Source organism: Streptomyces sp. NRRL S-646, from assembly GCF_000720765.1.
Classification (GTDB): Bacteria; Actinomycetota; Actinomycetes; order Streptomycetales; family Streptomycetaceae; genus Streptomyces.
Map to the genome: position 1 here is coordinate 510,211 of NZ_JODC01000008.1, position 23,902 is coordinate 534,112.

A 23,902-nucleotide genomic window follows, 5' to 3' on the forward strand; every position below is an offset into this window, starting at 1 on the left:
ATGCGAATGGTCCGGGCCTGACCGGGAAGGCGAGGCGAAAACCAAAGAGAGGGGCGCTTCGTGCTCGCTGCTGACCCGAAGGTCGTCAGAACGTTGCTCACCAGATACGCGTCGCTGCGCATCGCGCAGTCGGAGCATGAGAAGCCGCAGACGGCACGGGAGTTGGCGGACGTCAGCCGCGTCCTGTGCGCCACCATGGAAGCCTCCAGCGTCGAGGACGCGATCGCGAAGGCGGACGCCCTGCTCATCGCCTCGCGAAGGGCCGCGGGCGAGGACGGCGCCCTGTCACTGGCCGTCTGACCGAACTGGGCCTTCCCGCCCTTCTGTTCGAGGTGCATGACGCACATCCGGCCGGTCACACTGCCGTGCCGGCGTCAAGTGCTCCTGGAGAATTCACACCCATGTATCCCGGGGCGCATACACTCGACAGCGCTGCCCATGTGCATGGGCCACCACACGAAAGGCGCGTCGGTGTTCCAGGATTCCCCGATCTACGACCGACTCGTCGCCGAGCGCGGCGACGTCCCCACTCAGGCTCGCCGGGAGGCCGAGCGCGTGAGCCGGGAACTGGAGTACGCCATGCGGCCGCTGCAGTCCTTCGGCATACCCGCCGCCCCCGAGCGCCAGGGCTCCCCGGGGGCCGGGTGGCAGCGGAGCGCGCTGCTGCCCGGTTCGCTGCCCCACTGACCGCCCCCCTCAACGCACCGTGGTGCTGGAGCCGTTGACTCGTGTCTGCGGCTCCGGCCCGGGATGGGCCAGCCACTCCGCTATGGTCCGGGCGATCGGCAGACCCGTCTCCACCTCGACGAAGCCGAACTGCCCCGACTGATTGCACTCCAGAAACCACCAGGTCCCGTCGGCGTCCTCGGCGAAGTCGAAGGCCCCGTAGGCCAGTTCGGCCTCACGCAGATACGAGCGGACGGCGTCCGCGATGCGCGGCGGGACATCGGTCGCACGCCACGGTATGTCGGCCGAGGCGAAGCGCACGTCCACCGCGCCGGGATCGTCCGGATCCACCTCGTCGGCAGTCGCCTTGCGGGCCGCCAGCAGCCGCTCGCCCACCACGGTCAGCCGGATGTCGGCCCGCTTGCCGACCCGCCGCTGCAGCAGCGTGGGCCCGAACGCCACGGCGGAGAAGTCCGTGTCCGGCGCGACCCTGCTGGTCGGCACCGCCCGGGGCGGATCCTGCGGATGCGCCCCGGAGACCGGCTTGACCACCAGATCCGGATAGCGGTCGGCGAACTCCCGGGCCGCCTGCGGAAACGTCGTGATCAAAGTGGCCGGCACCGGCAGTCCACAGCGCTGGGCCAGCCGCAGCTGCCACGGCTTGTGCCGGGCCCGGCGGGCGGCGTCGGGGTGGTTCATCCAGCGGGCGTCCGAGCCGCGCAGCATGCCGTAGAGCGCCTGGGCGGACTCCTCGGTCAGCCACGCGGAGGGCTGGGGCGCCTGCGCGGCCGCATCCCCCGGCCTGCGCACCCAGACCGACCGCAGCCCGGCGATGCTCACCAGGCGGCCCGCCGACTGGAGGTGGCCGCGGAAGCGGCCGTGCACGTACTCACCGGACAAGGCGACACCGCCGGGCAGGTCGGCGGGGTCCAGGCGGACCACCGGGACCCCGGACGCGTTCAGGTGCACGACCACCATGTCGGCGGTCACGTCCTCTTCACAGGTCAGGATCAGCACGGTCATAGTGGGCGGTTCCGCGTTCAGTCGTCGAAGTGTGTCTTGGAGCCCGCGGTGGACGTCGTGGTCCCCAACTCTCTGAGCAGCGCGAGGTCACCGGCGGCGGCCCGGCCGTCCATGAGCACGTTCAACTGCAGCCCGGAGTCGTAGACGTACGGAGTCGTGGCTTCCAACTCCACCGCCGGACGTGCGTAGTTGAGCGCGAACGGTTGCATCGTGTCTCCCTCGTCAGTGCAGCACCGACCCGGCGGTCCACTCCCCGCGGCGCCGCCCGGCCCGCCGACTGCATTGCCCTTCCAGTCACTTATACGAATCGAACGAGTGATTGGTTTCCTTACTCTGCGTAGTCACGGTGAGGATTCGTGACGATTCGGCCCGTCGAGAGGGCCGCGCATGCTGCGCAGAGCGAGGAGAAGGACGCCGATGTCGTCCAGGTAGACCGGGTCGGGCAGCAGGTCGGTCGGCAGCAGGAAGTACAGGACGGCACCCCAGAAGACCCAGCGCCGCCCGGTCGGAAGCCCGGCACGCCTGAGGTCGCGCCGCGCCCGCACCAGCCGCACCAACAGGGCGACGGCCACGGCGAGGGCGAGCGCTGCGAGGGCAACGGCGACCACGATCACCGTTGTGGTCCATTTCACGGTCCTCCTCCATCCGGCGTGCCGAACGGCGCGCCCCTTGTCTCGGATTCCCCCTTCCGGCGTTCGTACGTCCTCCGTCACCCCGTCAGAAGCGCGGTGCGGCCTCACACCTGTGGCCCATCCCGACTGGCACGGACCGGAAGCGGCACTTAGTAATGGCACTGCATCGCAACGTCGTGAAACGCGCCGGAAGATGCGAGAGCAGGTGAACCGTTCCGTCTATTCCATGGAGGAGAGTCATGAGCATCCGCTCTTCATCACCCCGCCCCTACGACCCCTCCATAGTCGGCGCGCACGACGACCCGGCCAGCGCCCTGGTGCACGCCGCCATCGCGGACCGGCCCCTGGAGGAAGTCGCCAACCTGATCACCATGCTGGAGCAGTCCCCGGAGTATGCGAGGGCCACCATCGACGCGCTGCGCGCGGTCGGCACCGACCGCTCCGTGGAGGACGTCACCCGTCTGGTCACCCTGCTGACCCAGCCACCGCGCGACCCTTCCAGCGCGGACGAGGTCATCCGTGCGGCGGCCGAGAACCGTCCGGTGGAGGAGGTGACCCGGTTGATGGCACTGCTGCACCTGCCGTCGACGGAACGCCGCTTCGGGCAGGAGGCGGCACGGGCTGTCGCCGCGGCGCGGTCCGTGGAAGACCTCGTGGAACTCATCGGCCGGCTGAGCACAGAACGCGGCGCCCACCCGGCCCCGCCGAAGACGGAGCCGTCGCCTCCGCAATCCGGCGAGGCGGACTGGCGCTCGGAGGGCACGGGCACCGGCCTTCCACCGTTCCCCACCGTCCTGCCTTCCTACGGTGGCGACTCCATGCCGAGGCAGCCGGTCGGGGCGCCCCGACGAGCCGCCGAGCGCCCGCCGTGGGCGGGCCTGCTCGTCGCGGCCGCACTCTTCCTGTGCGCGCTGCTCTGGTTCCCGATGTACAAGTCGGGTACGCCTGTCGACGTGTACGCCTCCGGCATCGCAGTGTCGATCCTGTACGCCTTGCTGGCCGTACTGGTGACCCTGCGGCCCGTCCGCGCCGTTCTCGTGGTCGCCGTCGTGCTGCCGGCGCTGCTTGCCGGTGCCGAGCTGTACCGCGGGTTCCGCTCGCGGTCGATGTTCCGAGCGCTCGACCTCACGCTCGCCCCGGGCTGGCTCGCGGGCCTGGCCGCCGTGATCGCAGCACTGGCGGCAGTGACGGCCCTGGTCCTGCGCGCAGCAGCACGCCCGCCCACCCTGATGGGGGGTGCTCCTGCCCGTCCCCTGGCCACGGCGAGGCGTCTGGACTGACAGGCCGCTTCCCCGACGCCCGCAGGGTGCCGGGGACCCGCGCCCGCGGTTCTCCGGACCGCGGGTGCTTCGGTGTCTGAGGACGAAAACCCACGCGGGCGGGGCTTGTTCACAGGCACTCAGCGGCCGGACTCGTCCGGCCGCTCGACTGTGCCGTCCGGCTCCCGCCCGCTGTCCGGCGCGGACGCGGGCCGCAGCGCCATGGCGGTGTCCTTCAGCCGCTCCAGCCTCCGGGTCAGCTGCTGGAAGGGCGAGCTCTGGGGCGTGGCGGGCGGCTGCGGCCGGGCGGGAAGGCTGTCGCCGTTCTCGCGGTAGACGGCCAGCGCCTCGTGGGCACGCTCGGCGGCCTCGCGGTACAGATCCCGGGACTTGGTCATGGCCTCGAGCGCCTCGGCGTACATGGCCGCGAGCCCGCGTGCGTGGGCGAGTTCCTCCTCGAGCGTCCTCAGCTGCCACTCGTCCCGCAGGGCGCTGACGACCTCCTGGGCACCGTCCGGCAGCGGAAGCGGCAGTGCGGCGAAACGGGTCACCGCGTCGATGAGTTGCGCGGGCCGTGAGCCGTCGAGGAAGACGGTGCGTACGGAGAATTCGTCCGCGTCGAAGCCTTCCGGGGCCGGCGTGGTGGGCAGCAGGACGGCGCCGCCGCGCGGAACCTGTACCCCGAACTCGCGCAGGGCCCGGTTGACGATGCGCAGCTGGTCAGGTGCGGCACGGTGCTCCAGCACGCGATGGCGCAGGCTCGGCGGCAGCAGCGGGCCGATCGGCAGCCGGCCGCGCTCGTCGGGTGTCATCGCCTCGTGCACGACGAGGTTGATGTTCCAGCCTCCGCGCACGGAGTTGCGGAGCAGGCGCCGGATGTCCTTGTCGTCCGCGGGAAGGCGGTTGACCTCCCGCAGGCGCAGCCCCGTGCCGGGCTGGTGGTCCCAGGACGCGTCCGGCTCGGCGGGCCAGAACATGGTGGCGGGGGACGGCCATCCCTGCTCCCACGGGCGTTCCGCCTCCGCCGCCAGCACCCACTCCGCGCCAGGTTCGTCATCGCGCGTCAGGGCCAGCCGGGCCCGTACGGTCACTGACTCGGCGACCGTCCAGCGCGCCTCGAAGACACAGTCCGCACTGCTCGCGGAGGCCTCGGATACAGCCACCTCGAGATGGTCGTCGATGGTCCCCTCTTCCTTGAGCCGGTGCAGGGTCCGGCGGACGGCATCTTCGGCATCGGGGCCGGTATGGCGGCCGCGGGCCAGCCACAGCGTGGGGGAAGGGGACGGGCGGACGGAGGGCGAAGTACGCATGAGTCCATCTGAGGGCGGGGGCACGTGCAGGCACCAGTATTGTCGCCGCGCGTCGGCAGGGTTCGCCGGGGGGTGGTCGCACGGGAGGCGCGCGGCGCACTCGGGGTGCGAGGAATCCACTCCAGGACACCCGGATCACCCGTATCCCCGGCGCACCGGGCCCGCGACAATGGCGCCCGCGAACAGGGCCCGCCCACCATCCGCTTAGGGGCGGGTCCTGTTCGCGTCCCACCACGCCGTATGACTCGCCCTTGCGCTATATATCGGAAGCCGAGATATCATGGCTGCATGGCATCGAGGAACATGACTCAGGCGGCGTTCTTCGTCCTCACCGCCCTGGCCGACCAGCCCCGGCACGGCTACGGGATTCTGCGGGAGGTCGAGGAACTCTCCGACGGCGCCGTGCAGTTGCGCGTCGGCACCTTGTACGGAGTGCTGGACCGGCTCACCGCGGACGGGCTGATCGTCCTGGACCGCGAGGAGGTGCACGAGGGCCGGCTGCGGCGCTACTACCGCCTGACCGACGAGGGGATGCAGGCCCTCGCCGCGGAGGCGGAGCGCATGGCGGCCGGCGCCAGCGCCGCCAAGTCGCGCATCGCCGAGGGACGCAAGGCTCCCGGCGCGGTCGCGAAACCGTCCGCAGGCCCCGGACTCGCAGGAGGTGTGGCATGACGACGCTGCTCGAGACGCGCTACCGCACGGTGCTGCGCCTGCTGCCCGCCTACTACCGGCGGGACCGGGAGGAGGAGATGGTCGAGGTGTACCTGTGGGACGTCGACCAGGAGATCCAGGACCAGAGCAGGCCCACGCTGGGCGAGGTGGCGAGCGTGGCCGCCCTAGCCGTGCGCAGCAGGCTCGCCGCCGGCCGGGCGCCCCGGCCTTACGTCCTGCTCGGGTCGGCCGTCCGCCACTTCGCCCTGTTCGCCGTGCTGCTGCAGGCCGCCGCCGCGGTCGTCGACCGGGTTCTGGAGCTGACCTGGGCGGCCACGCACGGAGCGCGCGACTGGGGCATGTTCCTGTCAGGGTTCACCGGCCGCGGCCCGCTCCTGGGTATCGTCGAGGCCGCCGATTGGACGCTGCCGCTGCTGTGGACGGTCGGTTTCTTCGCCCTGGTGCACGACCGCCGGCGCCTCGGCCAGACGTCGGTGCTGCTCGCCGCGCTGCCCACGCTGTGGCCGTTCGCCGGTCCGCTGGTGAGTGAACTGGTGCCGTGGGACCCGTGGTTCGCCACGGCCGGAGCGCTCTTCGCGTGGCTGCCGGCGCTCGCCCTGTGTGCGGCCCACCACCGGGACGCCCCCGCGGCCGCGCTGCCCGGCGGCACACCTGGCCTCGTCTTCGCGGCCAGCAGCGTGGTGATGGGGGCGTCCGAGGTTGTGCTGCCTGCCATGCCCGACGTGGTCTGGGCGCCGGCCACCTGTTTCGTCGTCGGCGCGCTCGGCTGGCTGCTGCTGCGCCGTCGTTGTACGGATGCGAGCGCGGCCGACGGTGCCGCGCCTCTGGCCGCGGTGGGCCTGCTGCTCCTGGCGGTGCGGATCGCCATGCTGTACCCGTGGCTCGGCGTTCCCGTTCCCGCCATCTTCATCGGCGGTCTGTTCTGCCAGGCGGCCGTGCTCACGGTGCTGACCGCGGTGTTGGCCGTCCTGGCCGGGCGCGACTTCGCTGCACGCTGACTCGATGGGCGGGCGGGCGTGTCCTGCCCGTCCCGTCCGCCGTCGTCAGCCGTGGAACGTGATGTAGCCGTTGCCGTCGGGGTCGTTGCCGCTCTTGGTGTAGGCGTGCGAATCGGCGCCGCCGCCGGACGGCTTGTACAGGTAGATCGTGTCCTTGTCGTTGTTCCATATGAAGTTGCAGTTGTTGCGGTAGACGACGTTGTTTCTGTCGGAGTCGGTGCCGTGGCCGCCGCGGAGCTTCACATAGTCGCCGGGCTGCAGGTAGTGGTTGCGGCTGAAGGTGAACTTGTTGCCGGCCTTGTCCTTCACCACGTAACCCTTGAGGTTCACCGTCGTACTGGACGAGTAGTTCTTGATCGTCAGGTATTCCTCGTCCGTGTTCCCGGTGGTGCAGCTGTTGGAGTCGCGGCCCGGAGCGTCGTACTGAACGCCCTTGATCTTGAGCGCGGACCGGTACTCGGTGGCGTGGGCCGGGACGGCGGCCAGCACGGCGAGCGTGCTCGCGGCGGTGGCTGTGGCGGCGACAAGGCGTATGCGCATGGAGATCTTCCCCCTTGTGTGCATGTTTCGTGAAGAATCTGGAGCGTATACAACTGCGTCGATCCGGGTGGCGAGTTGACCGAAATGGTGCCGTCCGGTTGCCCGTCCGTGCTCAGTGCGGGTAGGCGCGCGGGGGCCGCTGGCGCGTCAGCCCGGCGCGGAAGTCTTCGATGACGGAGCTGATCTGGCGCATGAGCGTGGTGTTCCCGAGCCGGTCCAGGTAGAGGTTGCGGCGGGCGAGGCCGGGTGCGTCCACGCAGAAGTACAGGGACATCAGCGGGTTGATGAACAGTTCGCTGTCCTTCGTCCGCTGAGTGAAGCGGACGTCGCCGAAGTCGCCGCGTACGGCTGCCGCCACGGATCCGTTGACGATGCTCGGGTACTCGGGCGTGCTGCGTTGGGCGTGGGTGACGGCGTCGAGGTAGAGGGCGCCTTCCCGGCTCTCGCGCGGCAGCGAGAACGTGCCCAGGTAGGCGCCGTCCCGGTCCAGCGCGGCCAGGTTCTCCAGCACCAGGGAGTGGTTGACCCCGTGGTGGGCGTCCACCCCGAACCCCAGGCAGGCGACGAGCCGTTCGGGTATCTCCTCCAGCGCGTTCACGGCGGCCAGGCTCGCCATGTCCTCCTCCGGTGTGCCAAGCCCGTGCTCGTCGCCCCGCATGAGGATGTCGGTCCCGCCGTCCACCAGCACCACGGCATCCACGCCGCCGAGGTGGTCGACGAGCGCGCGATACGCGGCGCGCAGCGGTCGGACCCCGGTCTGCGGGAACGCGTACACCGTGGCCGGCAGGCCCTGCCCCTCCAGCCACCGGGCGAGCGTGCGCTCCGGGAAGTAGTCACCGCGTGCAGCGGTGTCGGGTCCGATGGCCACGACGTCCGGCTCCAGCCACACGTCCGCGTCCAACCCGTACAGGTCGGCGAAGGACAGGTTGGCCAGATGGACCTCCTTGCCCGCCGAGCGCAGCGCGAGGGCCAGCGGGAGGCCGGCGTACACGTCGAACCCGCCGCCCGCACCGGCGACGAGAACCCGCCGGGCATCGCGGAGACGTGTGAAGAAAGGGGGCTCTGTGAGGGAGAACACCGAGGGACGGTAACAGGCTGAGAGGGTGTCAGGCGGGTGCCTTTTTCGGCCTGCGGACGGTGTGCGTCATGCTCACGCGTTCCGGGCCGACTTTCCTTCCCGGATGTCGGGCCCCCACTCCAGCAGACGTATCAGTCCGTCCTCCCCGGGCCGTGCAGGAGGCGTACCGCGAGTTCCGGTGGGAGACGGGGAGTGCGTGCCCCGGGAGATGTTCCCGCTCACGGTGATGTTGTGTTCGACGCGCGGGCGGCGCAGGTCCTCGTACAGGGTGAGCGCCGTATCGGTGTCCGGTACGTCACGCAGGCACTTCGCGAGGATCACCGCGTCCTCCAGCGCCATCGACGCGCCCTGACCGGTCGCCGGGGAGGCCGCGTGGGCCGCGTCGCCGATGAGCAGGAGCCGGCCGGAGCGCCAGGGTGTGCCGGTGGGTATCTCGGTGGCATTGGTGACCATGACCTCGTCGCCGGCGGCCTCGACGATGTCCGCGGCGGGCGTGGCGTCCTTGCGCAGCAGCGGAACGAGCAGTTCACGCCAGTCGGCGGGCGAGCCGTCCGCGATCTCGTGGGCGGGCAGGGGCTCGCCGGCCACGCGCGCGAACCAGTTCGTCTCCCCGTCGGGCGAGACGGCGTAGCCGAAGGCGGCCGTGCTGCCGCGGACCATGGTGATGCGCGCCTCCGGCTCGGGCCGGTCCGCGGTGGCGGTGTAGCCGTAGAAGACCCGCTGGCCGGCGTAGCACGGCTGCGTGTCCGGGCTGATCTGCCGGCGGACCGTTGAGTTCAGGCCGTCGGCGCCGATCAGCAGGTCGCCGGTTGCGGTGCTGTCGTCGGTGAAGTGCGCGGTGACGCCGTCGGGGCCGTCCTGGACGGAGGCGAGGCGGGCGCCGTGCCGGATGGCGATGCCCCGGCGTGCGGCCTCCGCCTGCAGGGTCGCGTTGAGGTCGCCGCGGCGCAGGCAGCGGTACTGCAGGAGGGGGTCGGCGGCTTCGCCGAGGGGTACTTGTGCCAGCTCGGCGCCCTCCGCGTCCAGGACCCGCATCGAGGTCAGCGGGAAGCCGAGCGCCGTGACCGCGGCAGAGGCGTCGATCTGCGCGAGGGCGCGCATGCCGTTGCTCGCGAGGGTGAGGAACGCGCCCAGGTCCTCGGCCGAGCCGGGATGCGCCTCGTGCACGGTCACCTCGAAGCCTGCCTTACGCAGGGCCAGAGCTGCCGCCGTGCCGGCTATGCCACCGCCGATGACCAGTACGTGTGCCACGCCCCACCCCGCTCGTCTCCGCACGGCCCCCGCGGTCGCACGCACACAGGGAGGAACGCCTGAGCGGCACCACGGGTTCCTGCGGAGCCGACGATCCGCTCGCGGCTGCATCGACCGCCTGCGGCGGCCTGCGCGGGCAGTGCTGCGGCGGGGAGTCGTACGCCGGTCGTGCCACGTTCTTGAGGGGCGTGGCACGACCGGCGTACATGCGCGTCAGGCGCCGCTCGCTCCGAGCATGTCCTCACGCTCGACGATCTTCACGCGCTCACGGCCCTGCGGTTCGCCCAGCGCCTTCTCCGCGGCGTCCAGCTTGTACCAGCCCTCCCAGGTGGTGAAGCGGACGTTCCGCTCGGCGAGGAACGCGTCCACCGCCTCGGGCTCGGGTGAACCCGGCGTCTGCAGACGGCCGTTGGCGTGATCGTCCAGCAGGTTGGCCACCGTCTCGTTGGCGTCGCCCTTGGTGTGGCCGATCAGGCCCACCGGGCCGCGCCGGATCCAGCCGGTGACATACGTCGACTGCAGGTGCTCCCCGGACTCCTGGAGGACCCGTCCGCCCTCGTCCGGGACGGTGCCGGAGTCGAGGTCCCAGGGCAGCTTGGGGAGCTTGTCCGACAGGTAGCCGACCGCGCGGTAGACCGCGGTGACGTCCCAGTCCTTGAACTCGCCGGAGCCCTTGACGTTGCCGGTGCCGTCGAGGGCGGTGCGCTCGGTGCGCAGGCCGACGACCTTGCCGTCCTCGCCGAGGACCTCGGTGGGCGACTCGAAGAAGTGCAGGAACAGCTTGTGCGGGCGGTCGCCGACATCGCGGATCGCCCAGTTCTCCAGGGTCTTGGCAACCATGTCGGCCTGCTTGTTGCCGCGCCGGGTCTCGATCGAGCCCGCGTCGTAGTCGATGTCCTCGGGATCGACGATGACCTCGATGTTGGGGGAGTGGTCCAGCTCCCGCAGCTCCATCGGGGAGAACTTCGCCTGCGCCGGGCCGCGGCGGCCGAACACGTGGACCTCCAGCGCCTTGTTGGCCTTGAGGCCGTCGTAGACGTTCGGCGGTATCTCCGTCGGCAGCAGCTCGTCCGCCGTCTTGGCGAGGATGCGGGCCACGTCGAGCGCGACGTTTCCGACGCCGAGCACGGCGACCTTCTCCGCCTCCAGCGGCCAGGTGCGCGGCACGTCCGGGTGGCCGTCGTACCAGGACACGAAGTCGGCGGCACCGTACGAGCCGTCGAGGTCGATCCCGGGTATGCGCAGCTCGCGGTCGGCCGTCGCGCCCGTGGAGAAGATCACCGCGTCGTAGAAGGCGCGCAGGTCGTCCAGGCTGATGTCGTTCGGGTAGTCGACGTTGCCGAAGAGACGGATCTGCGGCTTGTCGAGCACCTGGTGCAGGGCCGTGATGATGCCCTTGATACGGGGGTGGTCGGGGGCGACGCCGTAGCGGATCAGGCCGAACGGGGCGGGCATCCGCTCGAAGAGGTCGATGGACACACCGGGATCGGCGGCCACCTCGGACTTGAGCAGGGCGTCGGCGGCGTAGATCCCGGCGGGGCCGGCTCCGACGATGGCTACCCGCAGGGGGCGCGGCATGATCAGGTTCCCTTCGAGCGATGACAGGCGACTCGAACGGGAAGCCTAAGCTAAGGCAAGCCTAAGTCGGTACGCGGGTCCACTCTATGAGCTCATAAATCAAATTTATGAGCGGGAACGGGAACTCGAACACGGGCATCGGCCAACAGAAGTCGACCATGCCTGCGACCTCGAGGGAAGTCCATGACCCTGAAAGGCGACCAGTGACCGCCTTGCCGAGCATCGGAGTTCATCCCGCCCTTGGCCCGCCCGACGACTCCGTCTCCGACGCCTCGGTCATCGAGCGCTCCTGGGATGAACCCGACACGTTCGCGGTGCTCTTCAACCGCTACGCCGACGACATCCACCGGTACGCGACCAGACGGCTGGGCACCGAGGCGGCCGACGACCTGATGGCCGAGACCTTCGTGATCGCCTTCCAGCAGCGGCGGCGCTACGACGTGTCGCGGCCGCAGGCACGCCCCTGGCTGTACGGAATCGTCACCAACCTCGTCGGCCAGCACCGGCGCGCGGAGGCCCGCCGCCTCAAGGCTCTTTCCCGCGCCGCCACCGCCTCCCCGGCCGAGAGCGAGCCGCTCGCGGACCGGGTGGCCGCCAAGGTCAGCGCCGAGAACTCCCGCGGCCAACTGGCCGGCGCGCTCGCGGCGTTGCCCGCCCGCCACCGGGACGTGCTGCTGCTGATCGCCTGGGGCGACCTCGACTACGCGGAGGCCGCCGAGGCCCTGGGCGTGCCGGTCGGCACCGTGCGCTCACGGCTGCATCGGGCGCGTACCAGGCTGCGCCAGGCGCTGGGCGGGTCGGATCCCACAGCCCTGCACGAGGAGATGGAGGAGACCGATCGTGGATGACCTCACCGCTGTCCGGGAGCTGGAGGCCGACGTGCCCGCGCTCAGCGACGACGCCCGCTCCGCCGCCCGCGTCCGCCTGCAGCACGCCATCGTCCAGGAGGGCCGCCGTCCTCGCGCGCTGTCCCGGCGCCTGATGCTGAGAGTCGCCGTCGCGGGAACGGCCACCGCGGCGGCCGCGGGCGGCGCCGTCCTGGTCGCACGGCGCGACGGGGAGGCGAGCTCCCCGGGGATGACCACCCTGAGCGCCGCGCAGCTGCTGCACAGGGCCGCGGGCAAGTCCCGTGCCGACGGCACCGGGACGCCGATTCCGCGCAACGACCAGTACCTGTACACCAAGACCTACATCACCCGGACCTACGACAAGACCGGGAAGACCAGGACCTGGACGGACGAGAGCTGGATGTCGGTCGACGGTTCCAAGCCCTCCTGGCGCGAGGAGTTCGGCAAGGTCCACCACGACCCCCCGCTGGGCAAGCACGAGGTCAGGTGGCCGCCGACCGAGTACGCCAAGCTGGCGAAGTGGCCGACGGACCCGGACACGCTGCTCAAGGGGCTCATGTGGACGGGGAAGAACGCGCCGGAGGCCGGCGCCATGGCTTTCATGAACGCGTGCATGCTGATGGAGGGGCCGCGCGTCATGCCGCCCGGTCTGGAGGCTGCCACCTTCGAGGCCGTCGCGATGATTCCCGGCATCAGGCTCGACTACCACGACGTGGACGCTCTCGGCCGGCGCGGGATCGGTGTCTCCTATCCGAAGATCACCTTCTCGTTCGTCTTCGATCCCAAGACCTATGCCTATCTGGGCCTGCGGTTGACGGGGAGCAGCGCGAAGGAGGTCGACGGCGAATGGCGGCAGGTCAACTGGTACCACGAGATGCGCGGCTTGGAGCAGGTCGGCGTCGTGGACCGCATCGGCCGGCGTCCGTGAGCCCGTGGGCCGCCGTACCGTGCGGGGGGCGGTACGGCGGCCCGCGTCCCGGTCAGCCGATGTGATAACTGTCCCCGTACACCTTCCAGTTGAGAGGCGTGTTCAGGCACAGGTTGCCGTTGCGCAGGAACACCCGCTGCTCGGTGTCGACCCGGCTGGTGTCGCTGTGGGCCTCCTCCTGCTTCATGGCCCACACCCGGGCGTCGAGGAAGGCGTTCAGGTACGCCACCTCGTCGCCGCCCTGCGCCGGCGGCTTGGCCTTGTTCAGGGCGCGCTTGCGTATGTTGCGGAAGCTGGTGGGGTCGTCGCCGTCGCCGTGCATGACGATGGCGTCGTAGTACGCGAACTGCCCCAGCGTCCCGATCCGGTCCGCCTTGCCCTGCTGTACGGCCGGGTTGAAGTACACGCGGTCGCGCTCGTCGTTCTGTGCCTGCTGGAACGCCGTGTCCTGGGCGGCCTTGCGCCAGTCGCGGGGGAAGTTCGGGTCCAGCCCTTCGTGTGAGTCGGAGCCGTTCACGGCGCGCAGCGCCGGGAGGTATTTGGAAAGGACGTTGCCGGGCTTGCGGTCGGTGTAGAGCTGGACGAGGTCGAGCATGTCGCCGGTGCCGGAGCAGAAGCCGATGATCCCGGCGGTGTAGCCGCGGCCGTCGCCGATGTCCTCGATGTACTTGTACTGCGCCTTCCAGTCGAGCGAGGAGTTCTCCGCGCTCGACACCAGCTTCATGGCGATCTCCTTCTTCGCCGGGTCGTCGAGGCCCACGCAGCCAGCTGCTGCCGAGGTGGCCGAGGCGTGGGAGGGCCGCAAGAAGGGCGTCGCGGCCAGGGTTGCGCCGGCCGCCACCAGGACGGTGCGGCGTGCGATGCGGGCGGGATGTGCAGGGTCGCTGGAGGAGTGCCTCACAGGGGCTCCAAGTGGTGGTGGGGGGTGGGGAGTTGGCCATGACCGACACTGATAGGAAGGTTTCCTATCAGAGGATCTGGACGGCGCACACCCGTCGCGCCAGAAGTTCGTAGGGACGTACGAAGCAGGTACGGACCAAAAGGGGGTGAGTCAGGGCAGTGGCTGTTCCGCCCAGATGACCTTGCCCTCCGGGGTGTACCGGGTGCCCCAACGATCGGCGAGCTGAGCCACCAGGAACAGCCCGCGGCCGCCCTCGTCCGTCATCGCCGCATACCGAAGGTGCGGCGATGTACTGCTGCTGTCGAAGACCTCGCAGATCAGGGTGCGGTCGAACAGCACACGCACATGGATGGGGTCGGCGCCGTAGCGGATCGCGTTGGTGACCAGCTCGCTCAGGATGAGCTCCGTGGTGAACGTCAGCTCGTCGAGCCCCCACCCGGTGAGCCTGCGGCTGACGGAGGCACGTACCTCACCCACGGCCGCCGGGTCGTTCCGCACCTGCCAGTCGGCGATCCGGTCGGCGTCGAGTGCCCGGGTGCGGGCCACGATCAGGGCGACGTCGTCGCTCGGCCGTGCCGGCAGCTGTGATTCGAGCACGACCCTGCAGGTGTCCTCCGGCGACTCACCCGCGCGTTCCAGCGCCCCTCGCAGGAGTGCGAGCCCCTCGTCGATGTCCCGCTCCCGGTCCTCGACCAGCCCGTCCGTGTACAGAACGAGACGGCTGCCCTCCTCCAGCACGAGGTCGGCCGTCTCGAACGGCAGGCCGCCGAGGCCGAGCGGGGGACCGACGGGCACGTCGGGGAACTCGACCTCGCCGTCGGGCCGGATGAGGGCCGGCGGTGGATGGCCGGCCCGGGCGATGGTGCACTTGCGCGACACCGGGTCGTAGATCGCGTACAGACAGGTGGCGCCGGTGACCGGGGCGCTGCCGCCGTCCGCCGTCTCGTCCTGGTCGATGCGGCCGACCAACTCGTCCAGCAGGGCGAGGAGTTCGTCCGGCGGCAGGTCCAGGGCGGAGAAGTTGTGCACCGCCGTTCGCAGCCGGCCCATGGTGGCCGCGGCGTGCAGCCCGTGCCCCACGACGTCGCCGACCACGAGGGCGACACGTGCGCCTGACAGCGGCAGTACGTCGAACCAGTCCCCGCCGACTCCCGCCTGCGCGGGCAGATACCGGTAGGCGATGTCCAGGGCGCTCTGCTCGGGCAGGCGGCGGGGCAGCAGACTGCGCTGCAGGGCCACGGCCATGCTGTGCTCGCGCGTGTAGCGGCGGGCGTTGTCGATCGAGACCGCGGCACGGGCCACCAGCTCTTCGGCAAGGGCCAGTTCGTCCGCGTCGAAGGGCTCGGGCTTCTCGCAGCGCCAGAAGCTGACCACCCCGAGCACCAGGGAACCGGTGCGCAGTGGCACGGTGATCAGCGAGTGGATGCCGTAGTCGACGACCTGCGCGGTGCGCTCCAGATCCTGCGCGTGCCAGCCCGGCGCCGCGCCGAGGTCCCGCTCCAGCACGGCCTGCCCGGAGTGCAGGCTGCGGGCCTGCGGCGAGGAGTCGACGAACTTGATCTGCCGGCCCACCTTGTACAGCGGGGCGTCCTCGCGGACCCCGCTCGACGCGGTACGGCGCAGGGAGGTCACCCCCTCCGGCTGGCCCCCGCCCAGCACCGCATCGAACAGGTCGACCGTCGCGAAATCGGCGAACCGCGGCACGGCGAGCTCCGCCAGCTCCTCGGCGGTGCGGGCGACGTCCAGGCTGGTGCCGATGCCCACCCCGGCGTCGTACAGCATGTTGAGGCGTTCCCGTGCCGTCTCCGCCCGGCCGGACAGGGCGCGCAGCTCGGTCGAGTCGCGCAGCGTGGCGACGCTGCCCGGCGGGCCGCCCTGGACGTCCGTGGGCCGCTGGTTGACCGCAAGGAGCCGGTCCTTGACCAGATGCACCTCGTCGGTGGCCACACGCCCCGAGGCCAGCAGCTCGGCCGTGTCCGGGGCGAGGCCCAGGTCCAGGGCGTGCCTGCCCTCGGCGTCCGCGGGCAGGTCGAGCAGACGGTGCGCCTCGTCGTTGGCGAGCAGCAGCCGGCCCTCGCCGCTGACGATGAGCACGCCCTCACGCACGGCGTGCAGCACCGCGTCGTGGTGCTCGTACATGCGGGTCATCTCGTGCGGGCCCAGGCCGTGCGTCTGGCGCAGCAGCCGTCTGCTCACCAGCGCGGTGCCGCCGGTGGCCAGGGCGAGTCCCCCGGCCGCCGCGAACAGGACGAGCGGCAGCTGCCGGTCGGCGGTGCCGCCCACGGTCGCGGTCGTGATGCCCGCCGAGACCAGGCCCACGACCTTGCCGTCGGGATCCTTGATCGGCACGACCGCCTGCACCAGCCGTCCGATCGTCCCGTTGATCTCCTCGACCACCGTCCCGCCGGCCAGCGCGGGCGCGATCGTCCCGACGAACTTCTTACCGATGCGGTTCGGTTTGGGGTGGGTGTAGCGGATGCCGTCGGTGTTCATGACGACGATGAAGTCGACGCCGGTCGCCTTGCGGGCGGCCTCCGCCCGCGGCTGCAGAATCTTCGTGGGGTCGGGGCTGCTGAGCGCCTCGCGGGTGCCCGGCGCATTGGCGAACGCCTGGGCGACGGCGACGGAGCGGTTGCGGGCCTCCTGCGTGCTGTCGTGCCGGACCTGCAGATACAGCGCCACCACCGCGGCGACCACCAGCAGCAGCACGATCACCACCTGCAGGACGAACACCTGCCGGGCGATGCTGCGCCCGGTCAGCGCCGACCGTAGCGCGCTGATGCGGCCCGGTTCCGGCTCGCCCGGGTGTCCACTTCGGCGGGTGGGTGCACTGCGTGGAGCCCGCGTCGTGCGCCGCCCGTGCGCTGCGTGAGCGCGATCGGTCGCGCGGCGGGCACGGGGACCGCCGGGACGGCGGTGCGACCGGGTCCCGGAGCGGTCCGGAAGTCGGACCATGTGCCCATGTCTACACTGCCGGGCCGCATGAGGCGAGAGGCGTCACAGCGGGTGACGGAGATCGCTCCCGATCCGCGTGCCGCTGTCACGGGCGGGAGACGGTTTCACCGCTGGTTCCCGTGCGCCGCACGGCGCGTGGCGAGAAGCAGCGCGATGTCGTCGGGACGGTCCGCGGAGTGCCGGGCCGTCGCGGTGAGGCGGTCGGCGATCCCGGCCAGCGGACGGCGGCCCGGGCGGACGGCAGGCGCGCCGAACTTCGCCAGGGCCACCCGCAGGGCCGTGATGCCCTCGTCGATGTCGACACCGGGCCGCTCGACGAGCCCGTCCGTGTACAGCGCGAGGACGGCGCCGGGCTCGATCCGCAGATCGGCGACGGGGTACTGGGCGTGCGGGTCCACCCCGAGCACCACGCCGCCGGGCAGGTCCAGCACCTCGGTGTGGCCGTCCGGGTGACGCAGCAGCGGCGGCGGATGCCCGGCGCGGGCCGCCCGCGCAAGGCCCGAGGCCGGATCCAGCCGGATGTAGCAGCAGCTCGCGAACTGTCCGGGATCGAGGTCGATCAGCAGATGGTTCGTGCCGCTCATCACCTCGTCGGGCGGCCGGTCACCGAGCGCGAACGCCCTTACCGCACTGCGCAGTTGGCCCATGGTGGCCGCGGCCTGCACACCGTGCCCCTGCACATCGCCGATGACCAGCGCCAGGCCGTCGCCCGCCTCCACGACGTCGTACCAGTCGCCGCCCACCTCCATGCCCTGCGTGCCCGGCAGATAGCGCCCCGTGGTCTCCACCTGCGGGTGGGCCGACAGCCGGCGGGGAAGCAGGGCCTGCTGCAGGCCGCGCGCGAGCGCCGCCTCGCTCTCGTAGCGCTTCGCCTTCTCCATGGCGTGGGCGATCAGCCCGGCGAGTGCGGTGAGTACCGTGCGCTCCTCGGTGCTGAAGCTGCGCGAGCCGTCGAAGCCCAGGATGCAGGAACCCACCGGACGCCCGGAGGCGATCAGCGGCAGGAAGGCACGGGCCCCCTCGTCCGCGTCCAGCGCGATGCCCGGGTAGGCGGTGGCCAACTGTTCCATCGAGTCGAAGAAGAACGGCCGACCGCTGGTCAGCGTCTCGACGCCGGGCAGATGGGCGTCCAGGCCCACGCCCTCGAAGGGGGCGAGGAACCCTTTGGGGAAGCCGTTCTCCCAGGCCAGATACAGGTGCCGGTCCTGCAGCAGATAGATGGCAAGGCGGCGGCCGCCGAACGCGGGCAGCAGTTCCCGCATCACCACGGCTGCCACCTGCCGTGCGGTGACCGCCTCCGTCAGCGCGATGGCGAGAATGATCGGGCGGTACAGCGGAGCCATCGACGGGACCCCGGGCGAGGTGGCGGCGGACGGCTCCCGGGTGAGGTCGGCGGCCGCGTCCGCCACCCGGTTCGCCGGGCGGAACGTGCAGGTCAGCATGTCCGGACCGGGATAGACACAGACCTCGAGCCAGGCGCCCTCGTACGCCGGGTCCTGGCCCTCGTCCTCCGCGCCGTCCGTGCCGGGCCGCGCGACATGGAAGCGCACCGGGTCCGGGGACAGCAGCGCGCCGCGCAGATGGTCCTCGAAGGCGGGCTGGTTCAGCCACGGCAGGCCCTCCCACAGGGGACGGCTGAGCAGCTGCGTCCGGGAGCAGTGCAGCAGCTGTCCGGCGCGCGGATTGGCGTAGAGCACGAGCCCCAGCCGGTCCAGGCAGAGCACCCCGTCGGGCAGCAGATCAGCGGCGGCGTCGGCCGCCGCACCGGGACCCGGATCGACGACGAAACCCCGGACCGGATGCGTGCCGGTCGGTGTGCCGGGCGGTGCGGGGGCCGCGTACGGGCTCCACAGCTCCACCAGGCGCAGCGCGCCGTCCTCGGACCGCACGTACAGCGGCAGGGGCGGCGGCCGGCCCGCGGCCGTCTCCCGCAGCGCGGCCAGGACCCGCTGTGTCTCGTCCGGGGCCACGGCGTCCGCAAGCGCCTCCACGGACGTGGCGAACGCGTCGACCGGCACCCCCAGCAGGGCGGGCAGCCGCTCGTCCACGGTCACGACGTCCGTCACCGGATCCCAGGCGAAACCCCCGGCACGCCCCGCGGGCGGGCGCGCGCCGGGCGATCGTACGCACACGGGCTCCCCGTCCCAGGCGACCGACGACCTGCCGCCGTCCTCCAGCCGCCGCAGCGCGATGCCCAGGTCCTCGGCCAGCCGCACCATGCGATCGCGGTGGTGGAGCAGCTCCGCGGCGTCCGCGGTGGAGGGCCGCAGCACGGTCAGCACACCGAAGGTGGTCGACCCGCACCCGATCGGTACGTACATCGACCCGAACTGGAACGGCAGCGCGGCCGCGAACTGGGGATAGCGGCGCATCGTCTCCGTGGCGTTCGGCAGGACCACCTGCACGCCGAGCCGGTAGGCGTCGGCCACCGGGAACGGCCGGTCCACATGCAGCCGCCACCAGGGCCGGAACAGCGGGCCCGGCAGCCCCGCGAGCACCGCCAGCCGCAGCAGCCCGGGCGTGCCGGAGCGCAGATAGACCCCTCCCGAGTGCCCACCGGCCGCGCCGATCGCCTCCGTGGAGGCGTCGATCAGCAGCGCGGCCAGCTGCCCGGGCGTCCGGTGTGCGTACTCCGCGCGAGTCATCGGCCCTACCTCGTCCGTACGCCGTCCAGCGGGCGACACAGACAAGAATGCGCCACTGCAGGGCTGCGGCGCACCTGGGCGGAGGGAGACTCGGACAGACCGGGATGTGACGTGAAGATCTTCCTTCCGGTGCATCGGGCGAAGGTGTAATGGGCATGCATTCGGGCGTTTGTCCCCACCCCCACGAGGAGTGATCACCTGATGAGCGCCCCCACCCCGGCACCCATCCCCACACCCACGGCCCCCGGCGCACTGCCGCTGATCGGGCACGGACTCCGCCTCGCCCGCGACCCGCTGCCGTTCATCACCTCATTGCGCGAATACGGCAGTGTGGTGCGTATACGCATCGGCCCCACACCCGCCTACGTGGTCACGGACCCCGCACTGACCCGACGTGTCCTGGTGACCGACGCCGGCCACTTCACCAAGGGCGGCACGTACTACGACGCGCTGCGGGTCTTCCTCGGTGACGGAGTCGCGACCGTCGCCGACGGCGACACCCATCTGCGCAACCGCCGTCTGATGCAGCCCATGTTCAGCAAGGCGCATATCGGCGAGCGCGGCAACGCCATGATCGATCAGGTGCGTACGACCGTCGGCGCCTGGCCCGCGGCCGAGCCGCGCGACGTGTTCGCCGACATGAACGAGATCACCCTCTCCACGTTCCTCGTCGCCGTGTTCGGCGCGGGTCTGCCCGCACACCTGGAGCGCGAGTTCACCGCCCTCATGCCCGAGATCATGAAAGGAACGATTCGGCAGGTCATTCTTCCGCCCTGGATCACGCGGCTGCCGCTGCCCGCCAACCGCGCGCACGCCGACCGTGTCGCCCGCCTGCGCGCCCTCATAGACCAGGCCATCGACCATCACATCGACGTCACCGCACCCGGATCCGCTTCGGCGGACGGTGCGGCCGGCGCCGAGGCGTGCCCGCATGCGGCCGAGGCGCAACGGCAACAGGGGGGTCTGTTCGAGACCCTGCTCGGTGTCGAAGACCAACTCGGCCGCCGGCAACTCCAGGACGAGGCCATCACCCTCCTGGCCGGAGCGATCGAGACCACCGGCACCACACTCGCCTGGGCGCTGTACGAGATCGCCGGCAATCCCGCTGTCGAACGACGTCTTCGCGAGGAACTGGCGTCGGTGTGCGGGGACCGGCCGCTGCGCTACGACGACCTCGACCAACTCCCGTACTCCCGAAGGGTTCTGCAGGAGGCCATCAGGAAATACGGGGTGTCCTGGATGGTGACGCGTATGGTCACGCGCGACGTCGTCCTCGGCGGACACCTCATACCCGAGGGCGCCGATGTCGTGTGGAGTCCCTATCTGCACCAGCACGACTCCTCCTATTTCCCCGCCCCGGACACCTTCGACCCGGACCGTTGGGAGGCTGACCGCGTCGCGGCCACCCGAGGGTCCTTCCTTGCATTCGGCGACGGCCGCCGCAAGTGCATCGGAGAGAACTTCGCGTGGGTCGAGCTCCAGATCATCCTCGCGAGCGTCCTCCAGATCTGGCCCCGGTTCGAGATGACCTCCCGTCCACCGCGTGCCCAGGCCGTGATCACGGTCAAACCCGACGCCCTGGCCATGGAGTTCCATTCGGACTCGGCCGACTGACGGGTCAGTCGAGCGCCCCCATGGATGGGTCGGCCCTCCGTTTCGCAACGCCGGAGCAACGTCCATCTGGCGGCCAACCGCCGCCGGTCATGGCTTGGCCAACTCCTCACCGCACGTTGGCCACAGGTTCATCGCCCGCCCCTGATGTGCCCCGCGGTGTCGAGCGGAGAGTGAGCGGCGGTCCGGCCGTTCCGCCGGGCCGACCGTCACTCCGGAGAGCTTCTCGCACTCAACAAGGGGCAATCATGGCCGAGTTGACAGCCGTAGACTCCTGAGGGTCGTCGCCGACAACGAGCGCTCAGTAACGGCCCCTGTCTCAGTGGATGACCGGTTCGATCGACCCGGGAGGCACCCACGGCGGCCCGGTCATCAGCAACGTCGCGCCGGTGCCGTATCGCTGGACGACGTAGGCCAACCGCCTCCAGGTAGCCGGCGTCAGCTGGAAGGCCCACGGGCAGGACGATGACCACGGCTGCAAGATGCTCGAGCAGTTCGCCACCTTCAAGAGCGCTGTGTGGTGCGCCTGACCATGTGGGCCCCGCGATGCTCGGGCTCGCGTCAACGGGCTTGTGGGAGCGCTCCCAGGTGTGCAGGATGCTGCGATGACCTCGTCGCCCGCCATCCGCCCCTACCGCTCCGAGGACCGCGAAGCCCTCGACGACATCTGCATCCGCACCGCGCACAACGGCCAGGACAGTCGGCCCGTCTACGCCGACCCCACCATCTTCCCGACAGTCTTCGCGGCGCCCTACGTCGTGCTGGAGCCGGAACTGGCCTTCGTCCTGGACGACGGGCGCGGCCGGGCGGTCGGCTACATCCTCGGCACCGCGGACACACCCCGATTCGTCGAAGCCTTCCGCACGAAGTGGCTGCCCCTGGTCGCCGACCGCCACCCGGAGCCCGCCGGACCACCGACGACCCCGGACGAGCAGATGATCCCTCTCCTGCATCACCCCGAACGGATGATCGTCCCCGAGGTGGCCGCGTACCCGGCCCATCTGCACATCGACCTGCTCCCCGCATGGCAGGGCCGTGGTCATGGTCGTGAACTGATGCGGACCTTCCTGCGTGCTTTGCGCGACCAGGGCGTCCTCGCCGTACACCTCTCCATGGTCACGGCAAACGCCCCGGCCAGAGCTTTCTACGACCGCCTGGGCTTCCATCGGATCGACGTGCCGGACCCGGGCCCGGTCACCTATCTCGGGCGCTCGACAGGGGAGTTGGAGAACCTGTGACGAACGATCGCCTGAAACCCGGCCTCATATCCAGGTGTCCAGCCACATCCGGGCACGCCAGTCGCCGTACGGGATCGTCGTGCCCGTGTAGAGCGGATAGAAGTAGATGAAGTTCCATGCGATGAGCAGTACCAGCACGCCCGCGCTCACCGCGCCGATCAGCCGGCGCCGCTCGTCCGCCCCCGACTGCCCGAGCAGGGCGCCGATCATCATGGCCACGGCCAGGCACAGGTAGGGCACGAAGGCGACAGCGTAGAAGGAGAAGGCCGTACGGTCCTGGTAGTTGAACCAGGGAAGGTATCCGGCGGCCACCGCGCACAGGACCGCACCCGCGCGCCAGTCGCGGCGCAGCGCCCACCGGAACAGAAGGTAGAGCAGCGCGCCGCAGGCCGCCCACCACAGCAGCGGGGTGCCCAGGCCCAGGATCTCCTGCGAGCAGCCGGTGGCAGTGTGACAGCCCTGCTCACCGGCTTTCGGTGACTGGTAGTAGAACGCCACGGGGCGCCCCTGGACCAGCCAGCTCCACGGGTTGGACTGGTAGCGGTGCGGGGAGTGGAGGCCGATGTTGAACTGGTAGACGGCGTGTTCGTAGTGCCACAGGCTGCGCAGCGGAGCCGGGATCCAGGACCAGGTGCCTCCGCGTCCGTCCGCCCAGTGCCGGTTGTAGCCGTTGTCGGACAGGAACCAGCCGGTCCAGGTCGCCAGATAGGTCACCACGGCGACCGGCACCAGGGAGAGCGCCGACCAGCCGAGGTCCTTGCGCAGCACCGCCCGGCAGGGGTGGCCCGCCCCGGCCACGCGGCGGGAGCCGACGTCCCACAGAACGGTCAGGACGGTGAAGAAGACGAGGAAGTAAAGGCCGTTCCACTTGCTCGCGGCGGCCAGTCCCAGGAGGACGCCGGCCGCGAGCCGCCACGGACGCAGGCCCGTGCCGAGCTGTTCGCCGGTGTACGGGTCGGGACGGGCGAAGCCGTCGTCGCCGACGGGCAGGGCCGCGGCCAGCCGGGCCCGCGCCTTGTCCCGGTCGACCAGCAGACAGCCGAACGCCGCCAGTGCGAAGAACATCACTACAAGGTCGAGCAGGGCGGTCCGGCTCATCACGAAGTGCAGGCCGTCCACCGCCAGCAGCGCACCGGCCAGACAGCCGAGCAGCGTCGAACGGAACAGACGGCGCCCTATTCGGCACAGCATGAGCACCGACAGGGTGCCCAGCGCCGCCGTCATGAAGCGCCAGCCGAACGGGTCGAGACCGAACACTCCCTCGCCGAGGGCGATCACCCACTTGCCCATCGGTGGGTGCGCGACAAAGCTGCCGGTGTCGGAGAGCGGGATCACCTGGGGGTGCGCCAGGATCTGCGGGTCGGCGATCTTGCGGTCCGGCCAGCTGCCCTCGTAGCCGAGCCGCAGCATCGCCCAGGCGTCCTTGGCGTAGTACGTCTCGTCGAAGACGACGGCCCGTGGCCGGCCCAGCCGCCAGAACCGGAGCGCGCCGGCCAGTACGGCGACGAGAACCGGTCCCAGCCAGCTCATGGAACGTGCGAGGCGGTGGGCCGGCCGGGGACCGAGGCCCACCAACTCCCAGACTCTGGTGCTCGGTTCGGGAAAGGGCGGCACCAGCCGGGCCCGGGTGTCGGTCCGGGGGCCCGCCGTGTACCCGAACCGCCGCAGCCGCTGCGCCCAAGGGGTCGCCTGGGGCTCAGCGGTCGCGCGGGCGTCCTCGTCGACCTCGGCACGTGTGGGGGTGTCACTCGTCACCCGGTCATCGTAGG

21 protein-coding genes and 1 pseudogene are annotated in these 23,902 nt (G+C 70.8%); 10 read left to right on the forward strand and 12 right to left on the reverse strand.

The genetic code is table 11. The features are described from left to right. The first annotated feature begins 60 nt into the window (after nt 1-60). Both IH68_RS0122380 and IH68_RS0122385 read left to right on the forward strand, forming a co-directional pair. A complete protein-coding gene (locus tag IH68_RS0122380) occupies nt 61-300 on the forward strand; it encodes a DUF5133 domain-containing protein (RefSeq protein WP_030937994.1) in 240 nt (79 codons plus the stop codon). Nucleotides 301-471: 171 nt separating this feature from the next. Then, nucleotides 472-687 carry a hypothetical protein gene (locus IH68_RS0122385; protein ID WP_030937996.1) on the forward strand — a complete coding sequence of 72 codons (216 nt, stop codon included), beginning with the start codon at nt 472-474 and terminating at the stop codon, nt 685-687. 9 nt (nt 688-696) lie between these two features. Here the strand turns inward: IH68_RS0122385 and tgmB are convergent, their stop codons facing one another. From tgmB to IH68_RS0122400, 3 genes are all read right to left on the reverse strand, one after another. After that, nucleotides 697-1,689 carry an ATP-grasp ribosomal peptide maturase gene (gene tgmB, locus IH68_RS0122390; RefSeq protein ID WP_030937999.1) on the reverse strand — a complete coding sequence of 331 codons (993 nt, stop codon included), beginning with the start codon at nt 1,687-1,689 and terminating at the stop codon, nt 697-699. A 17-nt stretch (nt 1,690-1,706) separates the two neighbouring features. Further along, nucleotides 1,707-1,898 carry a putative ATP-grasp-modified RiPP gene (gene tgmA / locus IH68_RS0122395; protein ID WP_030938002.1) on the reverse strand — a complete coding sequence of 64 codons (192 nt, stop codon included), beginning with the start codon at nt 1,896-1,898 and terminating at the stop codon, nt 1,707-1,709. Nucleotides 1,899-2,030: 132 nt separating this feature from the next. Continuing rightward, nucleotides 2,031-2,321: a YkvA family protein gene (locus tag IH68_RS0122400; protein WP_030938005.1), complete on the reverse strand. Its 291-nt coding sequence runs from the start codon at nt 2,319-2,321 to the stop codon at nt 2,031-2,033. 239 nt (nt 2,322-2,560) lie between these two features. On the opposite strand from IH68_RS0122400, the gene IH68_RS0122405 reads away from it, so the two are divergent. Further along, a complete protein-coding gene (locus IH68_RS0122405) occupies nt 2,561-3,601 on the forward strand; it encodes a hypothetical protein (RefSeq protein ID WP_030938007.1) in 1,041 nt (346 codons plus the stop codon). Nucleotides 3,602-3,720: 119 nt separating this feature from the next. On the opposite strand, the gene IH68_RS0122410 is transcribed toward IH68_RS0122405, so the two are convergent. Next, the gene (locus tag IH68_RS0122410; RefSeq protein WP_107057509.1) at nt 3,721-4,890 is read right to left on the reverse strand and encodes a hypothetical protein; all 1,170 of its coding nucleotides are present in this window, start codon (nt 4,888-4,890) and stop codon (nt 3,721-3,723) included. A gap of 303 nt (nt 4,891-5,193) precedes the next feature. Here IH68_RS0122410 and IH68_RS0122415 point away from each other — a divergent pair, with 303 nt between their 5' ends. Together IH68_RS0122415 and IH68_RS0122420 are read left to right on the forward strand one after the other, a co-directional pair. Next, a complete protein-coding gene (locus tag IH68_RS0122415; RefSeq protein ID WP_030938014.1) occupies nt 5,194-5,562 on the forward strand; it encodes a PadR family transcriptional regulator in 369 nt (122 codons plus the stop codon). Beyond that, nucleotides 5,559-6,560 (forward strand): hypothetical protein, encoded by a 1,002-nt coding sequence (locus IH68_RS0122420; protein ID WP_030938016.1) that lies wholly within the window; start codon nt 5,559-5,561, stop codon nt 6,558-6,560. Before IH68_RS0122415 ends, IH68_RS0122420 begins: the two co-directional genes overlap by 4 nt. Nucleotides 6,561-6,605: 45 nt before the next feature. Here IH68_RS0122420 and IH68_RS0122425 read toward each other — a convergent pair whose 3' ends face one another. From IH68_RS0122425 to IH68_RS0122440, 4 genes are all read right to left on the reverse strand, one after another. Continuing rightward, nucleotides 6,606-7,100 (reverse strand): lamin tail domain-containing protein, encoded by a 495-nt coding sequence (locus IH68_RS0122425; RefSeq protein WP_030938019.1) that lies wholly within the window; start codon nt 7,098-7,100, stop codon nt 6,606-6,608. 112 nt (nt 7,101-7,212) lie between these two features. Continuing rightward, nucleotides 7,213-8,178 (reverse strand): DUF1152 domain-containing protein, encoded by a 966-nt coding sequence (locus tag IH68_RS0122430; RefSeq protein ID WP_030938021.1) that lies wholly within the window; start codon nt 8,176-8,178, stop codon nt 7,213-7,215. 72 nt (nt 8,179-8,250) lie between these two features. Beyond that, entirely contained in the window at nt 8,251-9,429 is a 1,179-nt protein-coding gene (locus IH68_RS0122435; protein WP_037885024.1) for an FAD-dependent oxidoreductase, read from the reverse strand. A 213-nt stretch (nt 9,430-9,642) separates the two neighbouring features. Beyond that, the gene (locus tag IH68_RS0122440; RefSeq protein WP_030938028.1) at nt 9,643-11,007 is read right to left on the reverse strand and encodes an FAD-dependent oxidoreductase; all 1,365 of its coding nucleotides are present in this window, start codon (nt 11,005-11,007) and stop codon (nt 9,643-9,645) included. Nucleotides 11,008-11,210: 203 nt separating this feature from the next. On the opposite strand from IH68_RS0122440, the gene IH68_RS0122450 reads away from it, so the two are divergent. Together IH68_RS0122450 and IH68_RS0122455 are read left to right on the forward strand one after the other, a co-directional pair. Beyond that, nucleotides 11,211-11,855 (forward strand): sigma-70 family RNA polymerase sigma factor, encoded by a 645-nt coding sequence (locus tag IH68_RS0122450; protein WP_030938030.1) that lies wholly within the window; start codon nt 11,211-11,213, stop codon nt 11,853-11,855. Beyond that, entirely contained in the window at nt 11,848-12,783 is a 936-nt protein-coding gene (locus tag IH68_RS0122455) for a CU044_5270 family protein (protein ID WP_030938032.1), read from the forward strand. Before IH68_RS0122450 ends, IH68_RS0122455 begins: the two co-directional genes overlap by 8 nt. A 52-nt stretch (nt 12,784-12,835) precedes the next feature. Here the strand turns inward: IH68_RS0122455 and IH68_RS0122460 are convergent, their stop codons facing one another. The 3 genes from IH68_RS0122460 to IH68_RS0122470 form a co-directional block, all read right to left on the reverse strand. Further along, complete coding sequence (locus tag IH68_RS0122460) at nt 12,836-13,684, reverse strand: chitosanase (RefSeq protein WP_030938034.1); 849 nt, start codon at nt 13,682-13,684, stop codon at nt 12,836-12,838. A gap of 150 nt (nt 13,685-13,834) precedes the next feature. After that, on the reverse strand, nt 13,835-16,639 hold the full coding sequence (locus IH68_RS0122465; RefSeq protein ID WP_078912552.1) for a SpoIIE family protein phosphatase: 2,805 nt from the start codon (nt 16,637-16,639) through the stop codon (nt 13,835-13,837). Between the two features lie 104 nt (nt 16,640-16,743). Next, entirely contained in the window at nt 16,744-19,284 is a 2,541-nt protein-coding gene (locus IH68_RS0122470) for a SpoIIE family protein phosphatase (RefSeq protein WP_030938037.1), read from the reverse strand. Nucleotides 19,285-19,485: 201 nt separating this feature from the next. Between IH68_RS0122470 and IH68_RS0122475 the strand changes: the two genes are divergently transcribed. From IH68_RS0122475 to IH68_RS0122485, 3 genes and pseudogenes are all read left to right on the forward strand, one after another. Beyond that, complete coding sequence (locus IH68_RS0122475) at nt 19,486-20,898, forward strand: cytochrome P450 (protein WP_051833636.1); 1,413 nt, start codon at nt 19,486-19,488, stop codon at nt 20,896-20,898. A gap of 320 nt (nt 20,899-21,218) precedes the next feature. Beyond that, nucleotides 21,219-21,410: pseudogene (locus IH68_RS58160) on the forward strand (alkaline phosphatase family protein); the annotation flags it as partial. A 90-nt stretch (nt 21,411-21,500) separates the two neighbouring features. Next, complete coding sequence (locus IH68_RS0122485; protein ID WP_030938042.1) at nt 21,501-22,133, forward strand: GNAT family N-acetyltransferase; 633 nt, start codon at nt 21,501-21,503, stop codon at nt 22,131-22,133. 24 nt (nt 22,134-22,157) lie between these two features. Here the strand turns inward: IH68_RS0122485 and IH68_RS0122490 are convergent, their stop codons facing one another. Further along, a complete protein-coding gene (locus IH68_RS0122490; RefSeq protein WP_030938044.1) occupies nt 22,158-23,888 on the reverse strand; it encodes a dolichyl-phosphate-mannose--protein mannosyltransferase in 1,731 nt (576 codons plus the stop codon). Nucleotides 23,889-23,902: the final 14 nt, after the last annotated feature.

Bases quoted from the DNA above. Each gene is read 5' to 3' on its own strand.
- tgmB (WP_030937999.1), bottom strand. From the start codon at position 1,689: ATGACCGTGCTGATCCTGACCTGTGAAGAGGACGTGACCGCCGACATG.
- tgmA (WP_030938002.1), bottom strand. From the start codon at position 1,898: ATGCAACCGTTCGCGCTCAACTACGCACGTCCGGCGGTGGAGTTGGAA.
- IH68_RS0122405 (WP_030938007.1), top strand. From the start codon at position 2,561: ATGAGCATCCGCTCTTCATCACCCCGCCCCTACGACCCCTCCATAGTC.
- IH68_RS0122410 (WP_107057509.1), bottom strand. From the start codon at position 4,890: ATGCGTACTTCGCCCTCCGTCCGCCCGTCCCCTTCCCCCACGCTGTGG.
- IH68_RS0122415 (WP_030938014.1), top strand. From the start codon at position 5,194: ATGACTCAGGCGGCGTTCTTCGTCCTCACCGCCCTGGCCGACCAGCCC.
- IH68_RS0122420 (WP_030938016.1), top strand. From the start codon at position 5,559: ATGACGACGCTGCTCGAGACGCGCTACCGCACGGTGCTGCGCCTGCTG.
- IH68_RS0122425 (WP_030938019.1), bottom strand. From the start codon at position 7,100: ATGCGCATACGCCTTGTCGCCGCCACAGCCACCGCCGCGAGCACGCTC.
- IH68_RS0122440 (WP_030938028.1), bottom strand. From the start codon at position 11,007: ATGCCGCGCCCCCTGCGGGTAGCCATCGTCGGAGCCGGCCCCGCCGGG.
- IH68_RS0122465 (WP_078912552.1), bottom strand. From the start codon at position 16,639: ATGGTCCGACTTCCGGACCGCTCCGGGACCCGGTCGCACCGCCGTCCC.
- IH68_RS0122470 (WP_030938037.1), bottom strand. From the start codon at position 19,284: ATGACTCGCGCGGAGTACGCACACCGGACGCCCGGGCAGCTGGCCGCG.
- IH68_RS0122475 (WP_051833636.1), top strand. From the start codon at position 19,486: ATGAGCGCCCCCACCCCGGCACCCATCCCCACACCCACGGCCCCCGGC.
- IH68_RS0122485 (WP_030938042.1), top strand. From the start codon at position 21,501: ATGACCTCGTCGCCCGCCATCCGCCCCTACCGCTCCGAGGACCGCGAA.